Source organism: Nonomuraea spiralis, assembly GCF_014648435.1.
Taxonomy (GTDB): domain Bacteria; phylum Actinomycetota; class Actinomycetes; order Streptosporangiales; family Streptosporangiaceae; genus Nonomuraea; species Nonomuraea spiralis.
Genome location: NZ_BMRC01000055.1, coordinates 15606 through 34706 on the forward strand (window position 1 = coordinate 15606; position 19101 = coordinate 34706).

Consider the following 19101-nt stretch of genomic DNA (forward strand, 5'->3'; position numbering starts at 1 on the left):
AGCCGCGGTTTGCCCGGCCCCAAAGTGACTGCCTCCAAGCTCAGTCCTCCGATGGGCGGACGGCAAGAGCCGCCCGCCCGGCGAATGACGTCAGGCCTTCTCGATGTCGGCCCACTGAACCTGGTTGAGCAGGTTCAGCTTGACGCCCTTGACCTTGGGGGAGTGTCCGAAGTTGCTCCGGTAGAAGTACACCGGGATGTACGGCATGTCCTTGATCAGGATGTCGTCGGCCTGCTGGTAGAGCTTGAGGCCCTCGGCAGCGTCGGCGGCCTGGTCACCCTTGGCGACGATGTCGTCGAACTCCTTGTTCTCGTAGCCGCCGTAGTTGGAGCCGGTCGAGATGGCCTGGGTGCCGAAGATCGGCGTCAGGTAGTTCTCGGCCGAGGGGTAGTCGATCGACCAACCCATACGGAACAGGCCCTTGTACTTCTTGGCGTCCAGGTCGTCCAGGATGGCCTTGAAGTTCTCGAACGGCTTCGGCGTGACCTCGATGCCCAGGTTGGCGCGGAGGTTGTTGGCGACGGCCTCGATCCACTCCTTGTGGCCGCCGTCACCGTTGTAGCCGAGCTCCAGCTTGGCCGGGCCCTTGGCGTCGGCGTAGAGCTTCTTCGCCTCGGCCGGGTTGTACGTGCAGGCCGTGCAGGCGCCCTGACGGTAACCGGGGATGGCCGGGTTGATGAAGTCGTCGGCCGGGGCGCGGGTGCCCGCGAAGACCGTCTCGGTGATGGTCTTGCGGTCGATGGCCATGGAGATGGCCTTGCGCACGTCCGGGTTCTTGAACTCGGGGTTGTACTTCAGCGGGACGCCGATGTAACCGACAGAGGCGTCGGGCTCGTCGAAGTAGCGGTCGCCGAGGACGGACTTGGCGGTCGCGATCGCCGAGGCGGGCAGCGAGTCGTCCACGTCCAGGTTCTCGGCCTGGAGGTCCTGGAAGGCGGTCTCGGCCGAGCTGTAGATCTTGAACTGCAGCTTGGTCCAGTTCTTCGGCTTGGGGCCGGGGAACTTGTCGTAGACCGTCATGTCGATGGTCTGCGCGCCGCCCTTCTTGTAGGGCTTGTCGACCTTGAAGATGCCCTGGCCGATCGGCTGCTCGCCGTAGGCCTGGGTCACCTTTCCGTCGGCACCGAGCGCGGAGGCCGGCAGCGGGTAGAAGGCGGTGTACCCGAGCATCGTCTTGAACTGCGAGAACGGTGCGGACAGCGTGACCTCAAGGGTGCTGTCGTCGACAGCCTTGAGGCCCTTCATCTCCTTGGTCGTCGGCGTCTTGCCCTCGCCCGGGTGGACGTCGGCGAAGCCGTCGATGCGGGAGAAGAAGGCGGAGGAGCTCATGGCGTTGTCCTGGTTGGCGCCATAGTTCCAGGCCCGCGCGTAGTCAGCCGCGGTGACCGGCTTGCCGTCGTGCCAGGTGTAGCCCGACTTGAGCTTGATCGTCCAGACCTTGCTGTCCTGGGTGGTGATCGACTCGGCGGCCTCTTCAACCGGCTGCTTGTTCTCGTCGTACTTGACGAGCGGCGAGAACACCGCGGCGAGGACTTCGGAGCCCTCGGTCTCGGTGGTGTTCAGCGGGTTGAGAAGCTCCTGAGGCTCACCGATCTCCATGCGGACCGGCGTTTCGCCGCCGCCCGCGGCAGTGCCGCCGTCCGAGGCACCGCCGCCACACGCGGCAACCGCGAGGGCGAGCAGCGCGGTACCGGCGACGATCTGTGCGCCCTTAGTAACACGCATGGTGATAAAAATCCTCCCTCTACAGGTGGGCGACAGCGCTGAGCTGCGGTGATGGTAAGCAGCCTGACGGGGGGTTCCTGGTATCCCCCGGATTTGGCTGACATGGTCAAACCAGCCGACGCCCTGCCAGTCGATCGCGACTATCTCTTACTACTTGCCACCAGCGAGTCTCTGGCGCGTTGCAGTTCGGTCACACGTGCGCCAAACCAGCGTCACAGACATTCTGCCCATAAGACTACAAACACCCCAGAGATGCTCAAACAGGTCAAGCCTGGACGTGAACAGCGGATGAAAAATACCCCCTACAGGACAGTGGTCGCGCCCTTCCCGCCATGGCCCGCCTCACTGGGCTACGGTTGTGCGAGTCTTGACGGCACCTTGGAACCTGGCGCCCCAAGACTCCGTCCAAGCATCTGCCGCGTCCCTCGCGGCAGGCACCCCACCGACCGGGATCCAATAGAGTCCTTGCCATGAGCCAGCCGGAATCCGCTGTCGCGGACGCCCAGGCGGGCGGCCGACGCGGGCAGGAGCCGCTGGCCAAGCTCGCCGAGAGATACGGACTTCGCCGTGCCATCGCACGGCCGAGGTTCCCTGTCTATCTGCGCCAGCTCGTGGAGCGGCGACACTTCATCCTGACGTACGCGACCTCGCGCAACGTCTCGAAGTACTCCAGCTCGGCCCTGGGCCAGCTGTGGCAGGTGCTGACCCCCCTCCTGAACGCCGCCATCTACTACGTGATGTTCGGCATCATCCTGGGCGGCAAGGGCAACATCCTGAACTACCCGGCCTTCCTGCTGACCGGGATGTTCGTCTTCACCTACACCCAGCGCACGGTCACGGCGGGCGCCAAGTCCATCTCGGGCAACCTGTCGATGATCCGCGCCCTGCACTTCCCGCGTGCCTCGTTGCCGCTGGCGTACACGATCCAGGAGCTGCAGCAGCTCGCCATCTCCATGGGCGTGCTCCTCGTGATCGTGGTGGCCACCGGCGAATGGCCCACCTGGTTCTGGCTCATGATCCCGGTGGTGCTGGCGCTCCAGACGATGTTCAACGTCGGGGCCAGCCTGGTGATCGCCCGGATGGGCGCCCAGATGCGCGACCTCAACCAGTTGCTGCCGTTCATCACCCGCACCTGGCTCTACGCCTCGGGCGTCTTCTTCTCGATCCAGGACAAGGTGGTCGGCTCGGCGAAGCTGCCCCAGTGGGTCGCCGACGTGATGTACCTGAACCCGACGGCCTCCTACATCGAGTGGATGCGCGACATCCTCATCAAGACCTACCACCCGGAGAACGGGCACAACCCGCCGACGATGGTGCTGGTTTCTTGCGTATTCTGGGCAGTGTTCGCACTCGGCTTCGGCTTCTGGTACTTCTGGCGGTCCGAGGAGAGGTACGGGCGTGGCTGAACTGACGGAGGAGCTGTCACAGGTGAAGGGCGAGGAGCCCGCCGTCCCCAACAAGGACGTCAGGGTGCACCCCAACCCGGAGCCCCGGGACAAGCGTCCGCTCGACGTACCCACGGGCACCCCGACCGTCATCGTGGACGACCTGCACATCGTCTACCGCGTCTACGGGACGGCCACCGACAACGAGAAGGGCAACGCGGTCAACGCGCTCACGCGCGTTCTGAAGCGCCAGGGCCGTCCGCAGATGAAAGAGGTCCACGCCGTCAAGGGCGTGACCTTCGTGGCCTATCACGGCGACGCCATCGGCATCGTGGGCCGCAACGGGTCGGGCAAGTCCACGCTGCTGCGTGCGATCGCCGGTCTTCTCCCGCCGCACGCGGGCGCCGTCTACACCGACGGTCAGCCCTCGTTGCTCGGCGTCAACGCCGCGCTGATGCGCGAGCTGACCGGTGAGCGCAACATCGTCCTCGGCTGCTACGCCATGGGTATGACGCCGGCGGAGGTCAGGGAGAAGTACCAGGAGATCGTCGACTTCTCCGGCATCGACGAGTTCGTCCAGCTGCCCATGTCCACCTACTCCTCCGGCATGGGCGCGCGGCTGCGCTTCGCCATCTCCTCGGCCAAGACGCACGACGTGCTGCTCATCGACGAGGCCCTGGCCACGGGCGACCGCGAGTTCCGCAAGAAGAGCGAGGCCCGCATCCGGCAGATCCGCGAGTCCGCCGGCACGGTCTTCCTGGTCGCCCACGACCTCAAGGTCATCGAGGAGACCTGCAACCGGGTCATCTGGCTGCACAAGGGCAAGATCAAGATGGACGGCGACCCCAAGGAAGTCATCGCCGCCTACAACAAGGGCTGAGCCACCCGTCGATCATCTGTGCGAAACGCGGGTGACTCGCGCGCCGAAACACTGACACCGTGACTGCCGTTCCGATAGAATTCGAACGCGGATTCGAACCAATGAACGCTGACGGAGTGGGGGCGCGCGATGGGAGAGCTTTCGGCCGCGATCGACCACCTGGCCATCGAGGACGTGGCCGAGATCCCCAGGATGCAGCTCGCCGAGCAGCTGCTGGAGCTTCACTGGCAGATGGCCCGCCTGCAGGCCCAGATAGCCCGCCGCACCGGCGTCCGCCTTCCCTGACGACGAATAGGCCAGGGACGTAAAAAGGCCGCCGGCCCCGGGGCGGGGCCGGCGGCGGGCTCGGCGCGACGCCGCTGCCCTGCAGTAAGCGGCGGGACGCGCGGGCGAACCCCGGGCTGGGACACATCCACCCAGACCCGTGACGGTTCCGCCGATCGAGCGGCGGGTCCGCAACCCACGCGCGGCAGTGCCACCAGTGCGCTCGGCACCTTTGAGCACACCATCGGCCTGCCGCGTCGGTGTGACGGCGTCCCCGTCGCCATCCGGGCGTTCGCTGACGCCCGGATGATCGGGAACACGCTGTCGGGAAAACCTGGCGCGCCTGAACGCGGCCGCCTCACGGCCGTCACGGCCGGTTCGCGAGCGTCGGCACCTAGGGACGCCGGCGAACCGTCGTACCGGCCCTCAGCGGGCCGTGTCCGCGCGTCGGTACGGAATGTCCGGAACGCTCCCGTGCGGGTCACATCCTGAACACGTCCGGCACGCGCCGTGCTCGCGTCAGTCGCGAGCCCAGGGGCCCCGCACCGAGCTCGTCAGCGCGTCGGTGCTCCAGCCGAGGGCGGACACCATGTCGCTGTAGGAGCCGGCGGCCTTGGAGCCGTTGGACGAGACGAGACCCGCGGTGTCCGCCATGAGCGGGGTGATCTCGTCGACGGAGGCGGCCTGGGTGGTGCCGGGCAGCGCCTCTACGACCGGAGCGGCCTCGACGGGGGCGACCTGTCCGACCATCGGGCCCAGCTCGGCGCCCGAGGCGTGCGGCAAGGCCATCCTGGCGGCCCGGCCGAGCCCGCCCACCGCGGTCTCCGTGGACAGGTCGCGCAGCCCCTTGGCGGCGCCCGTCATGGTCGCGGCGGTGTTCCCGGCGTTCCCGGCGTTGCCGGCGCCCATGCCCGGCAGCAGCATGCCGCCGCCCACCTTGCCCATCGCGCCGCCGACGGAGGCGCCGACCAGGCCGCTCATCGTGTCCATGGCACCCCGCAGCGGGGCGCTCGTGCCGGTGACCTCGGTGTGGCTCGGCGGCGCGGCCTTGACCAGCGGCTGCGCCATGCGCGCGCCGCCGAGCAGCGGCAGCGACTTGGTGATGCCCTGACCGCCGCCGCCGATCGCCATGCCGCCGAGGATGGGCGACAGCTCGGGCAGCGGGCCGCTGGAGCGGGTGACGTCCTCGGCCGCGTTCGGCGTCATCGCCAGGCTCGCGCGCCGGTTCTCGTCGGCGGTGTCGCGGGCGATGGCGTCGGCCATGGCGTCGTCCGCCTTGGGCTTGTTGCTCTTGGTCAGGCCGCCCAGGCCGCCGCCCAGGCCGCCGAGACCGCCGCCCAGGCTGCTCAGCAGGTCGCCGCCGAGCAGCCCGCCGAGCAGGTCGAGCGGGCTTCCGCTGGTGCCCCCGCCGAGACTGTCCAGCGGGACGATCTTGGCGGTGTGAGTGAATTGAACTTCTGCTTGAGCTGGCACGGCCAAAGCCGCCGCCAAGCCGAATGCTGTGACGGCAACGGCCGCCTTGACTACTCGATTCATGATTGCCTTCCCGGCTCGTGATCGATCGCTCTCGAATGCGGTGGAAATGCGAATCGATTACCCCCGAAAGCCGTGGCGTGCACGCTATGGGCACCACACGAAGCGTGCTGTCACGGCTGAGCTACGGAAGCAGTTCTATCACTCACGGTGAGCGCCCGCAGGCGGCCTGAAAGCCCATGTAGCAGGGTTTACAGCCCGGTTACCGAGTAAAGGGAGAGCGTTGAGCGGAGAGACAAAACGGGAAATACCCAGGTTTTGTTTTGGATTCTGCGCGGACCCGATCATGATCGGATCCGCGACAGGACCGGGCGCCCACCCGGCCCGTGAACAAGTGGGCGCATTAACAAATGTCCCGCACCACGACCGCGGAATTCCGCGGTCGTGGTGCGAGAACACGACCACTCAGTTGGGCAGCAGGGCTTCGGCCGGCTCGAACGGAAAACGCTCGGCGAACGCCGGCCGCAGATCCGTCAGCCAGACCGCGGACGGGTCGTACCGGGCGAAGAACGGCCGCCCGACCAGGTCGGGGTCGCGGGCCTGGATGAAGTGGAGCACGAAGACGCGCTCACCGGCGATCTCGGTGACGCCGTCCACGCACACCTTGCCCGGCGTGGCCGACATGGACGGCCCCCGCACCGTACGGCACAGGCCGGAGACGGTCGAGTACGCGTCCCTGAAGACCTCGTACGCGCGGGCCAGCGGGACGGCGAAGTAGTCCTGCGGCCCGGTGTCCCGCTCGACGAACATGTAGTAGGGGATCATCCCCATCCTGAGCTGCCGCCGCCACATGTGCGACCACACGGCCGGATCGTCGTTGATCGACCGGATCAGCGGCGCCTGGGTCCTGATCGTGGCCCCGCTGCCGAGGATGCGTTCGACCGCCGATTCCACCCGCGGCGACTCCAGCTCGCGCGGATGCGTGAAGTGGGCCATGAACGACAGGTTCTTGCCTGCCTTCACCACCTCCTGGAACAGGCCGAGCGTGGCGTCGGCGTCGGGGTCGGTGGTGAAGCGCTGCGGCCAGTAGGCCAGGGCCTTCGTTCCGATCCGGATTGATTCGAGCTGGTCGAGGCCGAGCAGCGGCTCGATGTAGCGCCGGATGACGGGCTCACCCATGATCATCGCGTCGCCGCCGGTGATGAGGACGCTGGTGACCTCGGGATGTTGCCGGATGTAGCCGACCATCTGGTCGATGTCGTCGGAGGCGAACTTCAGGTCCGCGTCCCCGACGAACTGCGCCCACCGGAAGCAGTAGGTGCAGTAGGCGTGACAGGTCTGCCCCTGTTTGGGGAAGAAGAGCACTGTCTCTGGATATTTATGCTGCATGCCAGGTACCGGCTCGTCGCCCATCTTCGGGACGTTGAGCTCCTTCTGGCCGGCAGGGTGCGGGTTGAGCTGTGCGCGTACGCGGTTGGCCTCCGCCTGGATCTCGCCGTTGGGGGCCTCGGCCTTGAGCAGATCGGCCAGCCTGGCCACGTCCGCGGCGGGAAGCATGTCCTCCTGGGGGAAGACGAGGCGGTAGATGGGATCGTCGGGCGCCGCCGACCAATCTATGAGTTCATCCACGACGTAGGCGTTCGTCCGGAAGGGCAGCACCGTGGCCACGGCGCGGACCTTCAGCCGCTCCTCGTCGTCCAGCCCCGCACGCCGCAGGAGCTCGTCGAGGTGCTTGGACGTGTACGCCTTGAAGCGTCGGGTACCTGCCTGGTTCAAGATCACTAGGCCTTTCCCATCTTTTTTTGTTCGATCGCGTGTAAACCTCACGACCCTGTCGCGCGTCTACGGTCCTTAATATCCGGACGCGGCACGCCGCGTCCCTGGTTCCGCTGGGCTCCAAGTTTCCTTTCAGCTAGGACACTCGCGACATATCGCGATCCGGCATAGACTGACTTGTCGTGACCGAGGATTCCGACCTGCGCGCCTCCGACGCCGACCGCGACCGCATCGCCGCCCTCTTGGGCGACGCGCTCGCCACCGGAAGACTGACCAGCGTCGAGCACGCCGACCGCCTAGAGGTCGCCTACACGGCGAAGACGATCGGCGAACTCGTCCCACTCACCCGGGACCTGCCCCAGGTGTCCACCCCGTCCGCCCTGCCCGAGGCCATCGAGCACCAGGTGATCAGCTCGAAGTTCAGCAAGATCGTCCGTAAGGGGCGGTGGGTGGCGTCCCGGCGTACCAGGTTGTCGGCCCGCTTCGGCGCCCTCATCATCGACCTGTCCGACGCCGTGCTCCCCGGCCGGGAGATCACGATCGAGACCGACGCCAGGTTCAGCAAGATGATCGTCCGGGTGCCGGACAACGCCCACGTGATCGACGAGGGCAGCTCCATCTTCGGCAAGCGGAACGTGAGCGGCGGCTCGGCCGGCGACGGGCCGCTGATCCGGGTGACCGGCTCGTCGAAGTTCTCCAAGGTCATCGTGACCCGCGGCATGGACGACTGGAATCTCCACTGACACGAGGCCGCACGCCCGCCCGTGAATGGAACCGGCCCCTGGGGGAACCAGGGAGGTCTACCCGCCGGTCGACCTGACAACCGCCCTGCCTACGATGCGGACATACACGAGCCCGCGTACCGGCCCGGCCGGGCGAGGGCGGGCTCGCTTGCCCACGAGGTGACCATTGTCCGACAGCAGGCCCATCGCGCTCGATGCCATGGGAGGCGACCACGCCCCCCACGAGATCGTGGCCGGCGCGGTCCACGCCGTACGGGAGCGCCGGCTCCCCGTCGTACTGGTCGGCTCCCCCCGCATCCTGTACGAGGCCCTGGCCGACCACGACGCCACCAAAGAGGTCCCCATCGTCCGGGCGGAAGAGGCCCTCGCCATGGACGAAGGCGCCCTGGCCAGCCTGCGCCGCCCGAGGTCCAGCATCGCCATCGCCTGCCATCTCGTCCGCCGCGGCGACGCCTCGGCCGTGGTGTCGGCCGGCTCCACCGCGGGCATCGTCGCCACCGGCCGGCTCCGGCTCAAGGCCCAGCAGGGCGTCCTGCGGCCCGCCATCGCCGTGGCGCTCCCGACGCTCCCCACCCCCACCCTGCTCGTCGACGCCGGCGCCAACGCCGAGGTCAAACCCGAAATGCTGGTGCAGTTCGCCCACCTCGGCGCCGCCTACGCAGAGCTGGCCTACGACATCCCCGAGCCTCGGATCGGCCTGCTCACCATCGGCAGCGAGGCGGAGAAGGGCAACAAACTGGTCAAACGCGCCCACGAACTGCTCCAGACCTCCCCCGGCATCCACTTCACGGGCAACGTCGAAGGCCACGACCTCCTCACCGGCAAGGTCGACGTCGTCACCACCGACGGCTTCACCGGCAACGTGGCGCTGAAGACCATGGAAGGCGCCGTCCGGTACGCGTTCGGCGAGCTGGCCGAGACCATCGGCGAGAGCAGGCTGGCCAAGTTCGGCGCCCTCATGCAGCGCGGCCGCCTCCGCGAGCTGCGCAGACGCCTGGACGCCGAGGCCCACGGCGGCGCGGTGCTGCTCGGGCTGAACGGGACGGTCGTGATCGCCCACGGCTCCTCCAAGGCCCTGGCGATCAGCGCCGCCTGCCAGGTCGCCGCCGACCTCTCCGCGGGCGGCATCGTGTCCAGGATCGGCGACAGGGTCGCCGCCACGCATCGCTCACACAGACTCTGGTGACGCCGTAGTGTGTGAGACCGATCCACAGGAACGGGGGGAATGTGGACGGCCTCACCTCAGCACAGGTCGCGGAGGCGAAGACCAACGAGGTGCCGCGGCGGTCGAGCAGATCGCTCAGCGCGATCATCAGGGCGAACGTGTTCACCCTGTTCAACCTGGTCATCGGCGTGCTCTGGGTGCTGATCCTGATCTTCGGCGAGTGGCAGGACGGCCTGTTCGGGCTGGTCATCGTGGCCAACGCGCTGATCGGCATCGTCCAGGAGCTGCGCGCCAAGCGCACCCTCGACAAGCTGGCCGTGATCAACGAGGCCCCGGTCCGGGTCCGCCGCGACGGCAAGGACCAGCAGGTCGAGCCGCGCCGGGTCGTCCTCGGCGACCTGGTCCTGCTCGGCTCCGGCGACCGCCTGCTCGTCGACGGCGAGGTCGTCGCCTCCGACGGCCTGGAGGTCGACGAGTCCCTGCTGACCGGCGAGGCCGACCCCGTGCACAAGAAGCCCGGCGACCAGGTGTTGTCGGGCAGCTTCGCGGTGGCCGGCTCGGGCGCGTACGTCGCCACCCGCGTCGGCACCGACGCCTACGCCGTACGCCTGGCGGAGGAGGCCAGCACGTTCCACCTCGCCCACTCCGAGCTGCGCGAGGGCGTCGCCAACTTCATCAAGTACATCACCTGGCTGGTCATCCCGATCGGCGCCCTGCTGATCTACAGCCAGCTGCACAACTCCGCCGACTTCGGCACCGCCATCACCGGCGCGGTCGCGGGCATCGTCACCATGATCCCCGAGGGCCTGGTGCTGATGACCTCGATCGCGTTCGCCGTCGGCGTCATCCGGCTCGGCCGGCGCAAGTGCCTGATCCAGGAGTTGCCCGCGATCGAGGGCCTGGCCAGGGTCGACGTACTCTGCCTGGACAAGACCGGCACCCTCACCGCCGGCGGCATGGACCTCGACGAGGTGCTCCCGCTCCGCGACGGCCAGCCGGTCGAGTCCGCCCTGACCGCGCTCGCCCACCTCGACGCCCGCCCCAACGCCACCGCCCTCGCCATCCAGGCCCGCTACCCCGCCCCCTCCGACGGCTGGTCGGCGGCCTCGGCCGTGCCCTTCTCCTCGGCCCGCAAGTGGAGCGGCGCCGACTTCGGCGCCCACGGCGCCTGGCTGCTGGGCGCCCCCGACGTGCTGCTGCACGACGGCGAGGGCTACGACAAGGCCGCCGAGCTCGCCGCCACCGGCACCCGCGTCCTCGTCCTGTGCCGTACGCACGACCTGCGCGCGGCCGAGAACGGCGGCGCCGTCGAGCCCGTCGCGCTGGTCACCCTCAAGCAGAAGATCAGGCCCGACGCCCTCAAGACCCTCGCCTACTTCGCCAAGCAGGGCGTGACGGTCAAGGTGATCTCCGGCGACAACCCGGAGGCGGTCTCCGCCATCGCGATGAGCCTGAAGATCCCCGACGGCGACCGTTCCATCGACGCCCGCACCCTCCCCCAGGACGACCCGGTCAAGCTCGGCGAGCTGCTCGACTCCTACACCGTGTTCGGCCGGGTCAGCCCGCAGCAGAAGCGGCAGTTCGTCGGCGCGCTCCAGGCCCGCGGGCACACCGTGGCCATGACCGGCGACGGCGTCAACGACGTCCTCGCGCTCAAGGACGCCGACCTCGGCATCGCCATGGGCGCCGGCAGCCCGGCCACCAAGGCGGTGGCGCAGGTGGTGCTGCTGGACAACAAGTTCGCCACGCTCCCCCACGTCGTCGGCGAGGGCCGCCGGGTGCTGGCCAACATCGAACGTGTCTCCAACCTGTTCCTCACCAAGACCTTCTACGCGATCGTGTTGTCGCTGGCCGTCGGCGTGGCCGGGGTGATGTTCCCGTTCGCGCCCCGCCACTCGACCCTCACGAACGCGCTGACCATCGGCATCCCGGCGTTCTTCCTGGCGCTCGCGCCCACGTTCGAACGGGCGCGGCCGGGGTTCGTCCGGCGGGTGCTGCGGTTCGCCGTACCGGCGGGGGTGTTGTGCGCGGGCGCGGTGCTGTTGTCGTTCTGGGCGGCCCACAGCGGCACCTCCACCCTGACCGAGGACCAGACGTCCGCGGTGATCACGCTCTTCCTCACCACCTGGTGGGTGCTCGTACTGATCACCCGGCCGCTCAACTGGTGGCGGGTGACGCTGCTGGCGTCCATGGCGGGGCTCTTCGTGCTCGCCCTCGCGCTGCCGCCCGTCAGGCACTTCTTCGCCCTCGCTCCGGGCGACATCAGCAACGACCTGACGGCCGTCGGCATCTCCGTGGTGGCTGCCGCGGCGATCAGCATCGCGGTCAAGCTCGCCGGTACCCTTAGAACATGACCGACCCGCAGATAGTGCTCACCGAGCGCGTCCAGCAGGCGCTGGCCCGCGCGTTCGGCGCAGAGCACGCCGACGCAGATCCGCTGATCCGGCCCTCACAGTTCGCCGACTTCCAGGCGAACGTCGCGATGAGCCTGGCCAAGCGCCTGCGACGGTCCCCGCGGGAGGTCGCCGAGGCGATCAAGGCGGAGCTGTCCGACTTTCCCGGCACGGTCGAGGTCAGCGGCCCCGGCTTCCTCAACATCAAGCTCGCCGACTCCTGGATCGAGTCCCAGGCCGCGGGCATGCGCGACGACAGTCGCCTCGGCGTGGGCACCATCACGCCCGCGCAGACCGTGGTGATCGACTATTCCGCGCCCAACGCGGCCAAGGAGATGCACGTCGGCCACCTGCGCACCACGATCGTCGGCGACTCGCTGGCCCGCCTGCACGAACACCTCGGTAACAAGGTGATCAGGCAGAACCACCTCGGCGACTGGGGCACCCCCTTCGGCATGCTCGTCGAGCACCTGCTCGACATCGGCGAGCCGGCCGCGGTCGCCCAGCTCGAAGCGGGCATGGGCACCGAGTTCTACCAGGCGGCGCGGGCCAAGTTCGACGCCGACGAGGGCTTCAAGCAGCGTGCCCGGGTGCGCGTGACCACGCTCCAGTCGGGCGACCCCGACACCATGCGCCTGTGGCACGTGTTCATGGACGCCACCGTCCGCTACTTCAACAAGGTCTACTCCCTGCTCGGCGTCACGCTGACCGACGCCGACCTCGCGGGCGAGAGCATGTACAACCCCATGCTGCAGAAGACCTGCGACGACCTGGAGTCGTCCGGCGTGGCGGTCCACAGCGAGGGCGCGCTCTGCCTGTTCCCGCCCGGCTTCACCGGCTCCGACGACAAGCCCCTGCCGCTCATCATCAGGAAGAGCGACGGCGGCTACGGCTACGCCTCCACCGACATGGCGGCGATCCGCTACCGCGTCCACGACCTGAAGGCCGACCGCATCCTCTACGTCGTGGGCGCCGACCAGGCCCTGCACTTCCGCATGGTCTTCGCCTCCGCGCAGATGGCCGGCTGGCTGCCCGACACGGTCTCGGCCGAGCACGTCCAGATCGGCATGATGCTGGGCAAGGACGGCCGCCGCTTCAAGACCAGGTCCGGCGAGTCCGTCAAGCTGATGGACCTCCTCCAGGAGGGCGTCGACCGGGCCTCGGCGGCCATCGCCGAGCGCGGCTACGACGAGGCCACCCGGACCGAGATCGCCCTCGCCGTCGGCATGGGCGCGGTCAAGTACGCCGACCTGTCCGTCAGCCACGACAGCGAGTACGTCTTCGACTACGACCGCATGCTCGGGTTCACCGGCAACACCGGCCCCTACATGCAGTACGCGACCGCCCGGATCCGTTCCATCTTCCGCAAGGCGGACATGGACCCGGCGGACGCCACGGCCCCGATCACCCTGGGCGACCCCGCCGAACGCGCCCTGGCCCTCCACCTGCTCGGCTTCGGCACGCTCATCGAAGAGGTCACCGCCCGCTCCGAGCCCCACCGGCTGTGCAACTTCCTCTTCGAGACGTCGAGCCTGTTCAGCACCTTCTACGAGCAGTGCCCGGTGCTCAGGAGCGACGTCGAGCCCGAGACCCGCGCCTCGCGGCTGGCCCTGTGCGCGCTCACCCTGCGCGCACTCGAAACCGGCCTCGACCTTCTGGGCGTCCCGGTCCCCGAGCGTATGTAACAGGCAGTTGGCTCAAAGTCTCCCGTTCCGTCGTGGGCGCGCCTCCACCTCGTTGGCGCGCCCTAACGGCTAGGCTTTACGCGGTCATGAACCGAGGCCGAAATGGGGGAGTTCTCTGCCTTGAGCACGGACCTGACTGCGAACCCCCAAGCAGCGACGGAGTTGCAACGCTACGCCGAGGCGCTGCTGGCGCACCTCGCCGCCAATGGCACCGCTCCTCCCGCTGCTCCGGGCTTTCGCGACATACCCGGCTACTGGCTGCCCCCTGCCGTCGAGGCGCTGGTCGCCATCCTGGCCGGTGACGACCCGCTCGAACCGCTGAGCAGGGCCGCCGGCCGCGACCAGCAGCAGACCGCGCTCTTCCTGTGCCTGGCACTCGCGGTGTCCGGGCAGGGCAGCCGCATCCACGCCTCCTGGCTCGGCACGGCCTTCGGCGAGCTGTCGCTCGACCGTCCCGTCACCCATGGGCAGCGCTCGCTCTGGCTGGCCGCCGCCCGGGGGGCCTACGGCCCGGCGGGCAAGATCTTCGTGCTGCGCAAGCTCGACGCCCTGGCCGTGCAGGAGCACGCCGACGTCGAGGAGTGGGTGCAGGCGCTGGTGCCCGGCGAGCCCTCGGTCGTGGTGCCGCCGTCCCTGGCCGACTTCCCGGAGATGGCCGAAATCCCCGACCTGGCCCGTCCGGCGGTCGCGGCCGCCCGCCTGGCCAGGCTGCGCGGCCGCTGCGCGGAGATCACCTCGGCCCGGCAGGCCGAGCACGACTCCTCGGCCCCGCTCAACAACAGCTCGGCCAGCCCCGCCGCGTCCTGGGCCGAGGACGAGCCGCTGGCGGTCCTGCGCGCCCAGATCGGCCAGGCCGGCCCGGCCGGCCCGATGGCCTCGCTGATCTCCTACCTGCTCGACGACCTGCGCCCCGGCGCCGATCCGCATCTGACCGCCATCGCCCTGCACGTGGCCGCGCCCATCCTGCGCGGCCTGGCCGAGGAGCTCGAAGCCGACAGTCGGCTGACGCCACCCGCCACACTGACCGTCCCGCTGCTCGGCCACCGCATCCACCTGCGTCCCGAGGGCCCCGACGAGGCATCGATCGCCACGGCCGAGAACGCCATCCTCACCGAGGGCGTCGTACCGCGCGGCCGGCCTTGGGCCGCTCTCGTGCTGATCGTGGCGGGCGTCGCGTGCCTGGCCGGAGCTGGGTTCAGCGCCTCGCTCCTGCTGGCCGCCGCCGGGGTGGCCATGCTCGGGCTGGGCGGCTGGCAGCTCTGGCAGCGTCACAAGACGATCGTCGCCGACGCCCGGTACGTGGCCGGCCAGGTCAACGAGCTGAAGGAACTGGCCGAGGGCGCCGTGTGGGCCCTGCACGCGTACGCCAGAGAAGCGGACGCACGCGCGAAACAGGCCGCTGACGACGCAGCCGAGCTCACCCGGCTGATTCGTCGCGGCCCGCGCGCTGCTTAGACCTGATCAGGTCGTCTCGATCTCCACGTGCGCCGGCGCGAGCAGGAACACGCGGTCGGCGATGCGCTCGATGCGCCCCTCGCAACCGAACGCGAGCCCGGCGGCGAAGTCGACCATCCTCGTCGCCTCGGGCATCGCCATGCCCGTGACATCCATGATCACCGTCTGCCCGTCACGGAAGTGCTGACCGATCAACGGTGCGTCGTTGTACTTGAGCGGCTGGACCATCACGATGCGTGACGCATCGACGTTCGCACGCCACCGCCGGGCAGCACGCTCCGTCGCCGGAACGTACTCGTCCTCGTAGTGCTCGTCGTCGTCATAGGCGTCGTCGTAGTGATCGACCCCGCTCAGGCCAAGGTAGTTCACCACCTTGCGCACAGCCCCCATCGGCTTGTCCTTTCCTCAGGAACTCACCGTAATCGGCACGTCCCTACACATTGGACGGTAACCGACGATTCCGCATTCGCCACGCGACACGCCCAGCCCTAATTCCATTTTGTACGGCTTGCAACCTGCTTGCATCTGGATATCCGTCCCCCCCGTATAGCATCGGCCTCATGCGCCTGTTCACTGTAGACGCCTTCACCGACACAGCTTTCAAGGGTAATCCCGCAGGTGTCTGCCTGCTGGACTCTCCGGTTACTGATGGGTGGATGCAGAGCGTAGCCGCCGAGATGAACCTGTCCGAGACCGCCTTCCTGCTCGGCGATTCCCTGCGCTGGTTCACCCCTGTGGTCGAGGTCACTCTCTGCGGTCATGCCACGCTCGCGACCGCTCACGTTCTGTATTCGACCGGAGCGGCGACCGGCCCGGTCGAATTCCACACGGCGAGCGGAACGCTAACCGTGAATCGCACCGCCGGAGACCTCATCACGATGGATTTCCCGGCCAAGGAGGTGGCGCCCGCCACGCTTCCCGACGGCCTGGAGAAAGCGTTGGGAGCCGCACCCGTACGGGTCGCGAAAAGCGAGCTCGACCTGCTGGTCGAGGTCGATTCCGAGGAGACCGTACGCTCTCTGCGCCCCGACATCCCGGCTCTCTCGGCCATGGACGCCCGCGGCATCATCGTCACCGCCCTCGGCACCGGTACGGATTTCGTCTCCCGTTTCTTCGCCCCCAAAGTCGGCGTTCCCGAAGATCCGGTCACGGGCTCGGCCCACTGCGCGTTGTCCCCGTACTGGTCGGCCCGCCTCGGCCGGACGACCCTGACCGGCGCGCAGCTCTCGGCGCGAGGCGGCCTGGTCCACACGCGCCTGGACGGCGACCGCGTCCACCTCGCCGGCCGCGCCGTGACGATCCTCACCGGCACACTCCTCACCACCGGGTAAAAACTTTCTTACCTTCCTTGCTTCCCTCCGTCCAGCTATCTAACCTGCAAACCGAGTTGGAGGTTAGCTACCACCACAGGCAGGAGGTTCGGCATCATGCCGCTGACCTCGACCGATGCGGTGACCGGCCGTAAGAGACCGCCTGCGACGAGCGCCCGACGGGCACGTTCACCAGACACGCCCAGGACCACGACGCCGATCCGCGCACTGCGGAGATCCGGCACGGCGACCCGAAGGCCATCCGGACCTGACCCGGCACGGGCGCGGGGCCCTGACCCCGCCCCGGCACACCGAGGAGGCCACCCATGCCCGAGCTGCCCTGCGACGACGAACACGCCCCGCTCTACTCCCTCGGACAGGTCGCCGACATGCTCCAGGTCCGCCAGGCCTACCTGCGCCGTCTCGACGAACACGACGTCATCAGCCCCAGCCGCTCGTCCGGCGGGCAACGCCGCTACTCCCGCCGCGACATCAAGACCGTCCAGCACGTGACCGACCTCGCCGACCAGGGCATGACCCTGATCGCCATCCGCCGCATCCTGCAACTCGAACGCGAACTCGCCGACGTACGCCGCGAGCTGGCAGAAGTCCGCACCCGCCTCGGCGATCCCGGTTGATCGCCACCCGCAGGTCGACTAGAACTACGGCATGCTACGCGGTGACAAAGTCGCCCTACGGGCCCGCCACGAGACAGACGTCCCCATCCTGCAGACGGAACTCTACGACGACGTCGCAACCCGCTCCCGGGCCGCCTCCCGCCCCTGGCGCCCCTTCCCACCCGGCCTGCCCACCTCGCCGTACGCCGTCGCCGAACCCACCGACAACACCGCCTGCTTCTCGGTCGTGGAACTCACCGGCCGCGAACTCGCCGGCGAAGCACTCCTCTGGGGCATCGACCCCCACAACCGAACGGCCCACCTCGGCATCTCCCTACGCCCCGCCTTCCGTGGCAAGGGCCTGGGCACCGACACCGTACGCGTGTTGTGCCACTACGGCTTCATCGTCCGCGGACTGCACCGCCTGCAGATCGAAACCCTGGCGGACAACACCGCCATGATCAGCATCGCCACCAACGCCGGCTTCGTCCGCGAGGGCACACTGCGCAAGAACGCCTGGGTCATGGGCCACTTCACCGACGAGGTCATCCTCGGCCTCCTCTCCACCGAATGGCCCCAACCCTGACCCGGCGCCTCAATCAGTCGCGCCCCGGCACCCTGGACACCAGTGAGACGGCCATCCGCCCCGATGTCCAGAAGTCCCGCTCCCAGACACCCGCCAACGGCCCCCGCCGCTCGACATCGCGAGCTCGCAGGCTCCGCGATCGGCCACCACCCGCTATCTGGGCGCCCCGAGGGCCGACATGGGCAGGCGCGGCGTGCTCGCCCCACTACCTCTTGGCTTCAACAACGACTCCGCCCCTGCACGGAAACCACCGAATCGCCGCAGCCATTGGCCTCGGCCTCGAATCAGTCCCGCCCACCCTGCTCAGGCAGCCCCTGCTCTCGCCCACAAGAGATGCGATGCGGCAACATCGAGACCGCATCTTGCCCGCGACAGCCAGTGGACGCGTTCCACGGCGCATTCGGACAGCGGGCGTGCCTGCTTCCTGCCAGGCCGCCCGCATGCCCGCCCGCCTGGTGTGCGGTACTGCCGGGTCCTACAACGCGCGCATCAGCAAGTGGCCGCGACGGAAGCGTTCATCCTCCAGAGGCTCGCGCAACATCCGCGCCACCTCAACGAACCCTTCCTTACGGGCCATGTCTGCCAAATCATCGATCGGCCACCGATAGGCCGGTGTGACCTTGTGGTCGAACTGCACCACCGGACCACCCTCGGACTCGAAGAAACCGAACAAGAGGTACCCCTCCGACGCCAGCACCCGCCGAAACTCCGCGAAGTACGGCGGCAGTTCCGGCGGCGGGATATGGATGAGCGAGTACCAGGAAAGCAGACCGCCCAGCTCGCCGTCCCCCACGTCGAAGGCGCCCATCGAACCGACCTCGAAACGCAGGTCGGGAAAGTCTCTACGAGCGATGTCGACCAGTGCGGGAGACAGATCGATGCCGAAGGCGTCCAGCCCGAGGTCACGCAGGTGGGCCGTCATGTAACCAGGCCCGCACCCGGCCTCGACAACGGGCAGGGGTTCGCCGCCTCGTACGAGCTCGGCGAACACGGCGACGATCGCGCGATCCAGCGGCAGACGGTCGAGCGAGCCCCGCACGAAATCGGCGTAGATGTCGGCGACGGCGTCGTAGGCGTCCGCCGTCGCGGTCAGATAGGAGGAGGATTCGGCCATGGCGGACGACTGTAGCTCATCGGCCGGCAAAGGTCGTCATCGACAGACCGCCGGCGCGTCCGCCCCGCCCCGACCGCCTGGCCGCCCTCTCAACGAGCAAGCCCGGCGACCCGCGCAACCTGGTAGAACCTCCCAGCAGCCCGAAAGCCCTCACACGGGACAACTGAACAGCCTCCAGATCACGCCCCCACACCCTGGTAGCCCGAGCCCTGTACGCAAGCCCCCACCAAGACATCGCCCTGGGCCGCCCCTTCGACCGGCCGCCAGCTCGCAGCGGCGACTACGCCCGCACCAGTCGCCCCTCGAGATAGGCCAACCGCGCCCCCAGGATGCCGGCGTGCACCCGCAACCCCGCCCAACAGTACGACCTGCAACATGCCCCAGAAACGCAGAAAGGGCCCCACACAACCGTGTGGAGCCCTTTCGAAAGATTGTCCGGCGGTGACCTACTCTCCCACACCCTCCCGAGTGCAGTACCATCGGCGCAGAGAAGCTTAACTTCCGGGTTCGGAATGTAACCGGGTGTTTCC

The 19101-nt window shown here is 68.3% G+C and carries 16 protein-coding genes and 1 rRNA gene; 11 read left to right on the forward strand and 6 right to left on the reverse strand.

Annotated elements, in window-relative coordinates; translation table 11 throughout:
* Window positions 1-90: 90 nt before the first annotated feature.
* Window positions 91-1725, reverse strand: a complete 1635-nt coding sequence (locus IEZ27_RS51915) for a peptide ABC transporter substrate-binding protein (RefSeq protein ID WP_189654062.1) — start codon at window positions 1723-1725, stop codon at window positions 91-93.
* A 470-nt stretch (window positions 1726-2195) separates the two neighbouring features.
* On the opposite strand from IEZ27_RS51915, the gene IEZ27_RS51920 reads away from it, so the two are divergent.
* The 3 genes from IEZ27_RS51920 to IEZ27_RS51930 all read left to right on the forward strand — a co-directional run bounded on the left by IEZ27_RS51920 (window position 2196) and on the right by IEZ27_RS51930 (window position 4275).
* On the forward strand, window positions 2196-3131 hold the full coding sequence (locus IEZ27_RS51920) for an ABC transporter permease (protein WP_189654063.1): 936 nt from the start codon (window positions 2196-2198) through the stop codon (window positions 3129-3131).
* The gene (locus IEZ27_RS51925; protein ID WP_189654064.1) at window positions 3124-3990 is read left to right on the forward strand and encodes an ABC transporter ATP-binding protein; all 867 of its coding nucleotides are present in this window, start codon (window positions 3124-3126) and stop codon (window positions 3988-3990) included. The genes IEZ27_RS51920 and IEZ27_RS51925 overlap by 8 nt, the downstream gene beginning before the upstream one ends.
* 129 nt (window positions 3991-4119) lie before the next feature.
* Window positions 4120-4275 (forward strand): hypothetical protein, encoded by a 156-nt coding sequence (locus IEZ27_RS51930; RefSeq protein ID WP_185845322.1) that lies wholly within the window; start codon window positions 4120-4122, stop codon window positions 4273-4275.
* A gap of 498 nt (window positions 4276-4773) precedes the next feature.
* Here IEZ27_RS51930 and IEZ27_RS51935 read toward each other — a convergent pair whose 3' ends face one another.
* Complete coding sequence (locus IEZ27_RS51935) at window positions 4774-5727, reverse strand: hypothetical protein (protein WP_189654065.1); 954 nt, start codon at window positions 5725-5727, stop codon at window positions 4774-4776.
* Window positions 5728-6192: 465 nt separating this feature from the next.
* The gene (locus tag IEZ27_RS51940; RefSeq protein ID WP_189654066.1) at window positions 6193-7509 is read right to left on the reverse strand and encodes a KamA family radical SAM protein; all 1317 of its coding nucleotides are present in this window, start codon (window positions 7507-7509) and stop codon (window positions 6193-6195) included.
* Window positions 7510-7685: 176 nt separating this feature from the next.
* Between IEZ27_RS51940 and IEZ27_RS51945 the strand changes: the two genes are divergently transcribed.
* From IEZ27_RS51945 to IEZ27_RS51965, 5 genes are all read left to right on the forward strand, one after another.
* Window positions 7686-8246, forward strand: coding sequence for a DUF1707 SHOCT-like domain-containing protein (locus IEZ27_RS51945; RefSeq protein WP_229825166.1), 561 nt, complete (start codon window positions 7686-7688; stop codon window positions 8244-8246).
* Window positions 8247-8412: 166 nt separating this feature from the next.
* A complete protein-coding gene (gene plsX / locus IEZ27_RS51950; protein ID WP_229825177.1) occupies window positions 8413-9432 on the forward strand; it encodes a phosphate acyltransferase PlsX in 1020 nt (339 codons plus the stop codon).
* 41 nt (window positions 9433-9473) lie between these two features.
* Window positions 9474-11765: an HAD-IC family P-type ATPase gene (locus IEZ27_RS51955; protein ID WP_229825179.1), complete on the forward strand. Its 2292-nt coding sequence runs from the start codon at window positions 9474-9476 to the stop codon at window positions 11763-11765.
* Window positions 11762-13489: an arginine--tRNA ligase gene (gene argS, locus IEZ27_RS51960; RefSeq protein WP_189654067.1), complete on the forward strand. Its 1728-nt coding sequence runs from the start codon at window positions 11762-11764 to the stop codon at window positions 13487-13489. Before IEZ27_RS51955 ends, argS begins: the two co-directional genes overlap by 4 nt.
* 120 nt (window positions 13490-13609) lie before the next feature.
* On the forward strand, window positions 13610-14944 hold the full coding sequence (locus IEZ27_RS51965; RefSeq protein WP_229825184.1) for a hypothetical protein: 1335 nt from the start codon (window positions 13610-13612) through the stop codon (window positions 14942-14944).
* 6 nt (window positions 14945-14950) lie between these two features.
* Here the strand turns inward: IEZ27_RS51965 and IEZ27_RS51970 are convergent, their stop codons facing one another.
* On the reverse strand, window positions 14951-15334 hold the full coding sequence (locus IEZ27_RS51970) for a cell division protein SepF (RefSeq protein ID WP_125649344.1): 384 nt from the start codon (window positions 15332-15334) through the stop codon (window positions 14951-14953).
* Window positions 15335-15504: 170 nt separating this feature from the next.
* On the opposite strand from IEZ27_RS51970, the gene IEZ27_RS51975 reads away from it, so the two are divergent.
* From IEZ27_RS51975 to IEZ27_RS51985, 3 genes are all read left to right on the forward strand, one after another.
* Window positions 15505-16275 (forward strand): PhzF family phenazine biosynthesis protein, encoded by a 771-nt coding sequence (locus IEZ27_RS51975; RefSeq protein WP_189654068.1) that lies wholly within the window; start codon window positions 15505-15507, stop codon window positions 16273-16275.
* A 305-nt stretch (window positions 16276-16580) separates the two neighbouring features.
* Complete coding sequence (locus IEZ27_RS51980; protein WP_189654069.1) at window positions 16581-16892, forward strand: MerR family transcriptional regulator; 312 nt, start codon at window positions 16581-16583, stop codon at window positions 16890-16892.
* Window positions 16893-16923: 31 nt separating this feature from the next.
* The gene (locus IEZ27_RS51985; RefSeq protein ID WP_189654070.1) at window positions 16924-17457 is read left to right on the forward strand and encodes a GNAT family N-acetyltransferase; all 534 of its coding nucleotides are present in this window, start codon (window positions 16924-16926) and stop codon (window positions 17455-17457) included.
* A 475-nt stretch (window positions 17458-17932) separates the two neighbouring features.
* Here IEZ27_RS51985 and IEZ27_RS51990 read toward each other — a convergent pair whose 3' ends face one another.
* Both IEZ27_RS51990 and rrf read right to left on the reverse strand, forming a co-directional pair.
* Complete coding sequence (locus tag IEZ27_RS51990; RefSeq protein ID WP_189654071.1) at window positions 17933-18571, reverse strand: class I SAM-dependent DNA methyltransferase; 639 nt, start codon at window positions 18569-18571, stop codon at window positions 17933-17935.
* 433 nt (window positions 18572-19004) lie between these two features.
* A 5S ribosomal RNA gene (rrf, locus tag IEZ27_RS51995) occupies window positions 19005-19101 on the reverse strand; the annotation flags it as partial.

Excerpts from the sequence above, each read along its gene's own strand:
- IEZ27_RS51915 (WP_189654062.1), bottom strand. The coding sequence starts at position 1,725 with ATGCGTGTTACTAAGGGCGCACAGATCGTCGCCGGTACCGCGCTGCTC.
- IEZ27_RS51990 (WP_189654071.1), bottom strand. The coding sequence starts at position 18,571 with ATGGCCGAATCCTCCTCCTATCTGACCGCGACGGCGGACGCCTACGAC.
- IEZ27_RS51985 (WP_189654070.1), top strand. The coding sequence starts at position 16,924 with ATGCTACGCGGTGACAAAGTCGCCCTACGGGCCCGCCACGAGACAGAC.
- argS (WP_189654067.1), top strand. The coding sequence starts at position 11,762 with ATGACCGACCCGCAGATAGTGCTCACCGAGCGCGTCCAGCAGGCGCTG.
- IEZ27_RS51980 (WP_189654069.1), top strand. The coding sequence starts at position 16,581 with ATGCCCGAGCTGCCCTGCGACGACGAACACGCCCCGCTCTACTCCCTC.
- IEZ27_RS51970 (WP_125649344.1), bottom strand. The coding sequence starts at position 15,334 with ATGGGGGCTGTGCGCAAGGTGGTGAACTACCTTGGCCTGAGCGGGGTC.
- IEZ27_RS51975 (WP_189654068.1), top strand. The coding sequence starts at position 15,505 with ATGCGCCTGTTCACTGTAGACGCCTTCACCGACACAGCTTTCAAGGGT.
- IEZ27_RS51930 (WP_185845322.1), top strand. The coding sequence starts at position 4,120 with ATGGGAGAGCTTTCGGCCGCGATCGACCACCTGGCCATCGAGGACGTG.
- IEZ27_RS51920 (WP_189654063.1), top strand. The coding sequence starts at position 2,196 with ATGAGCCAGCCGGAATCCGCTGTCGCGGACGCCCAGGCGGGCGGCCGA.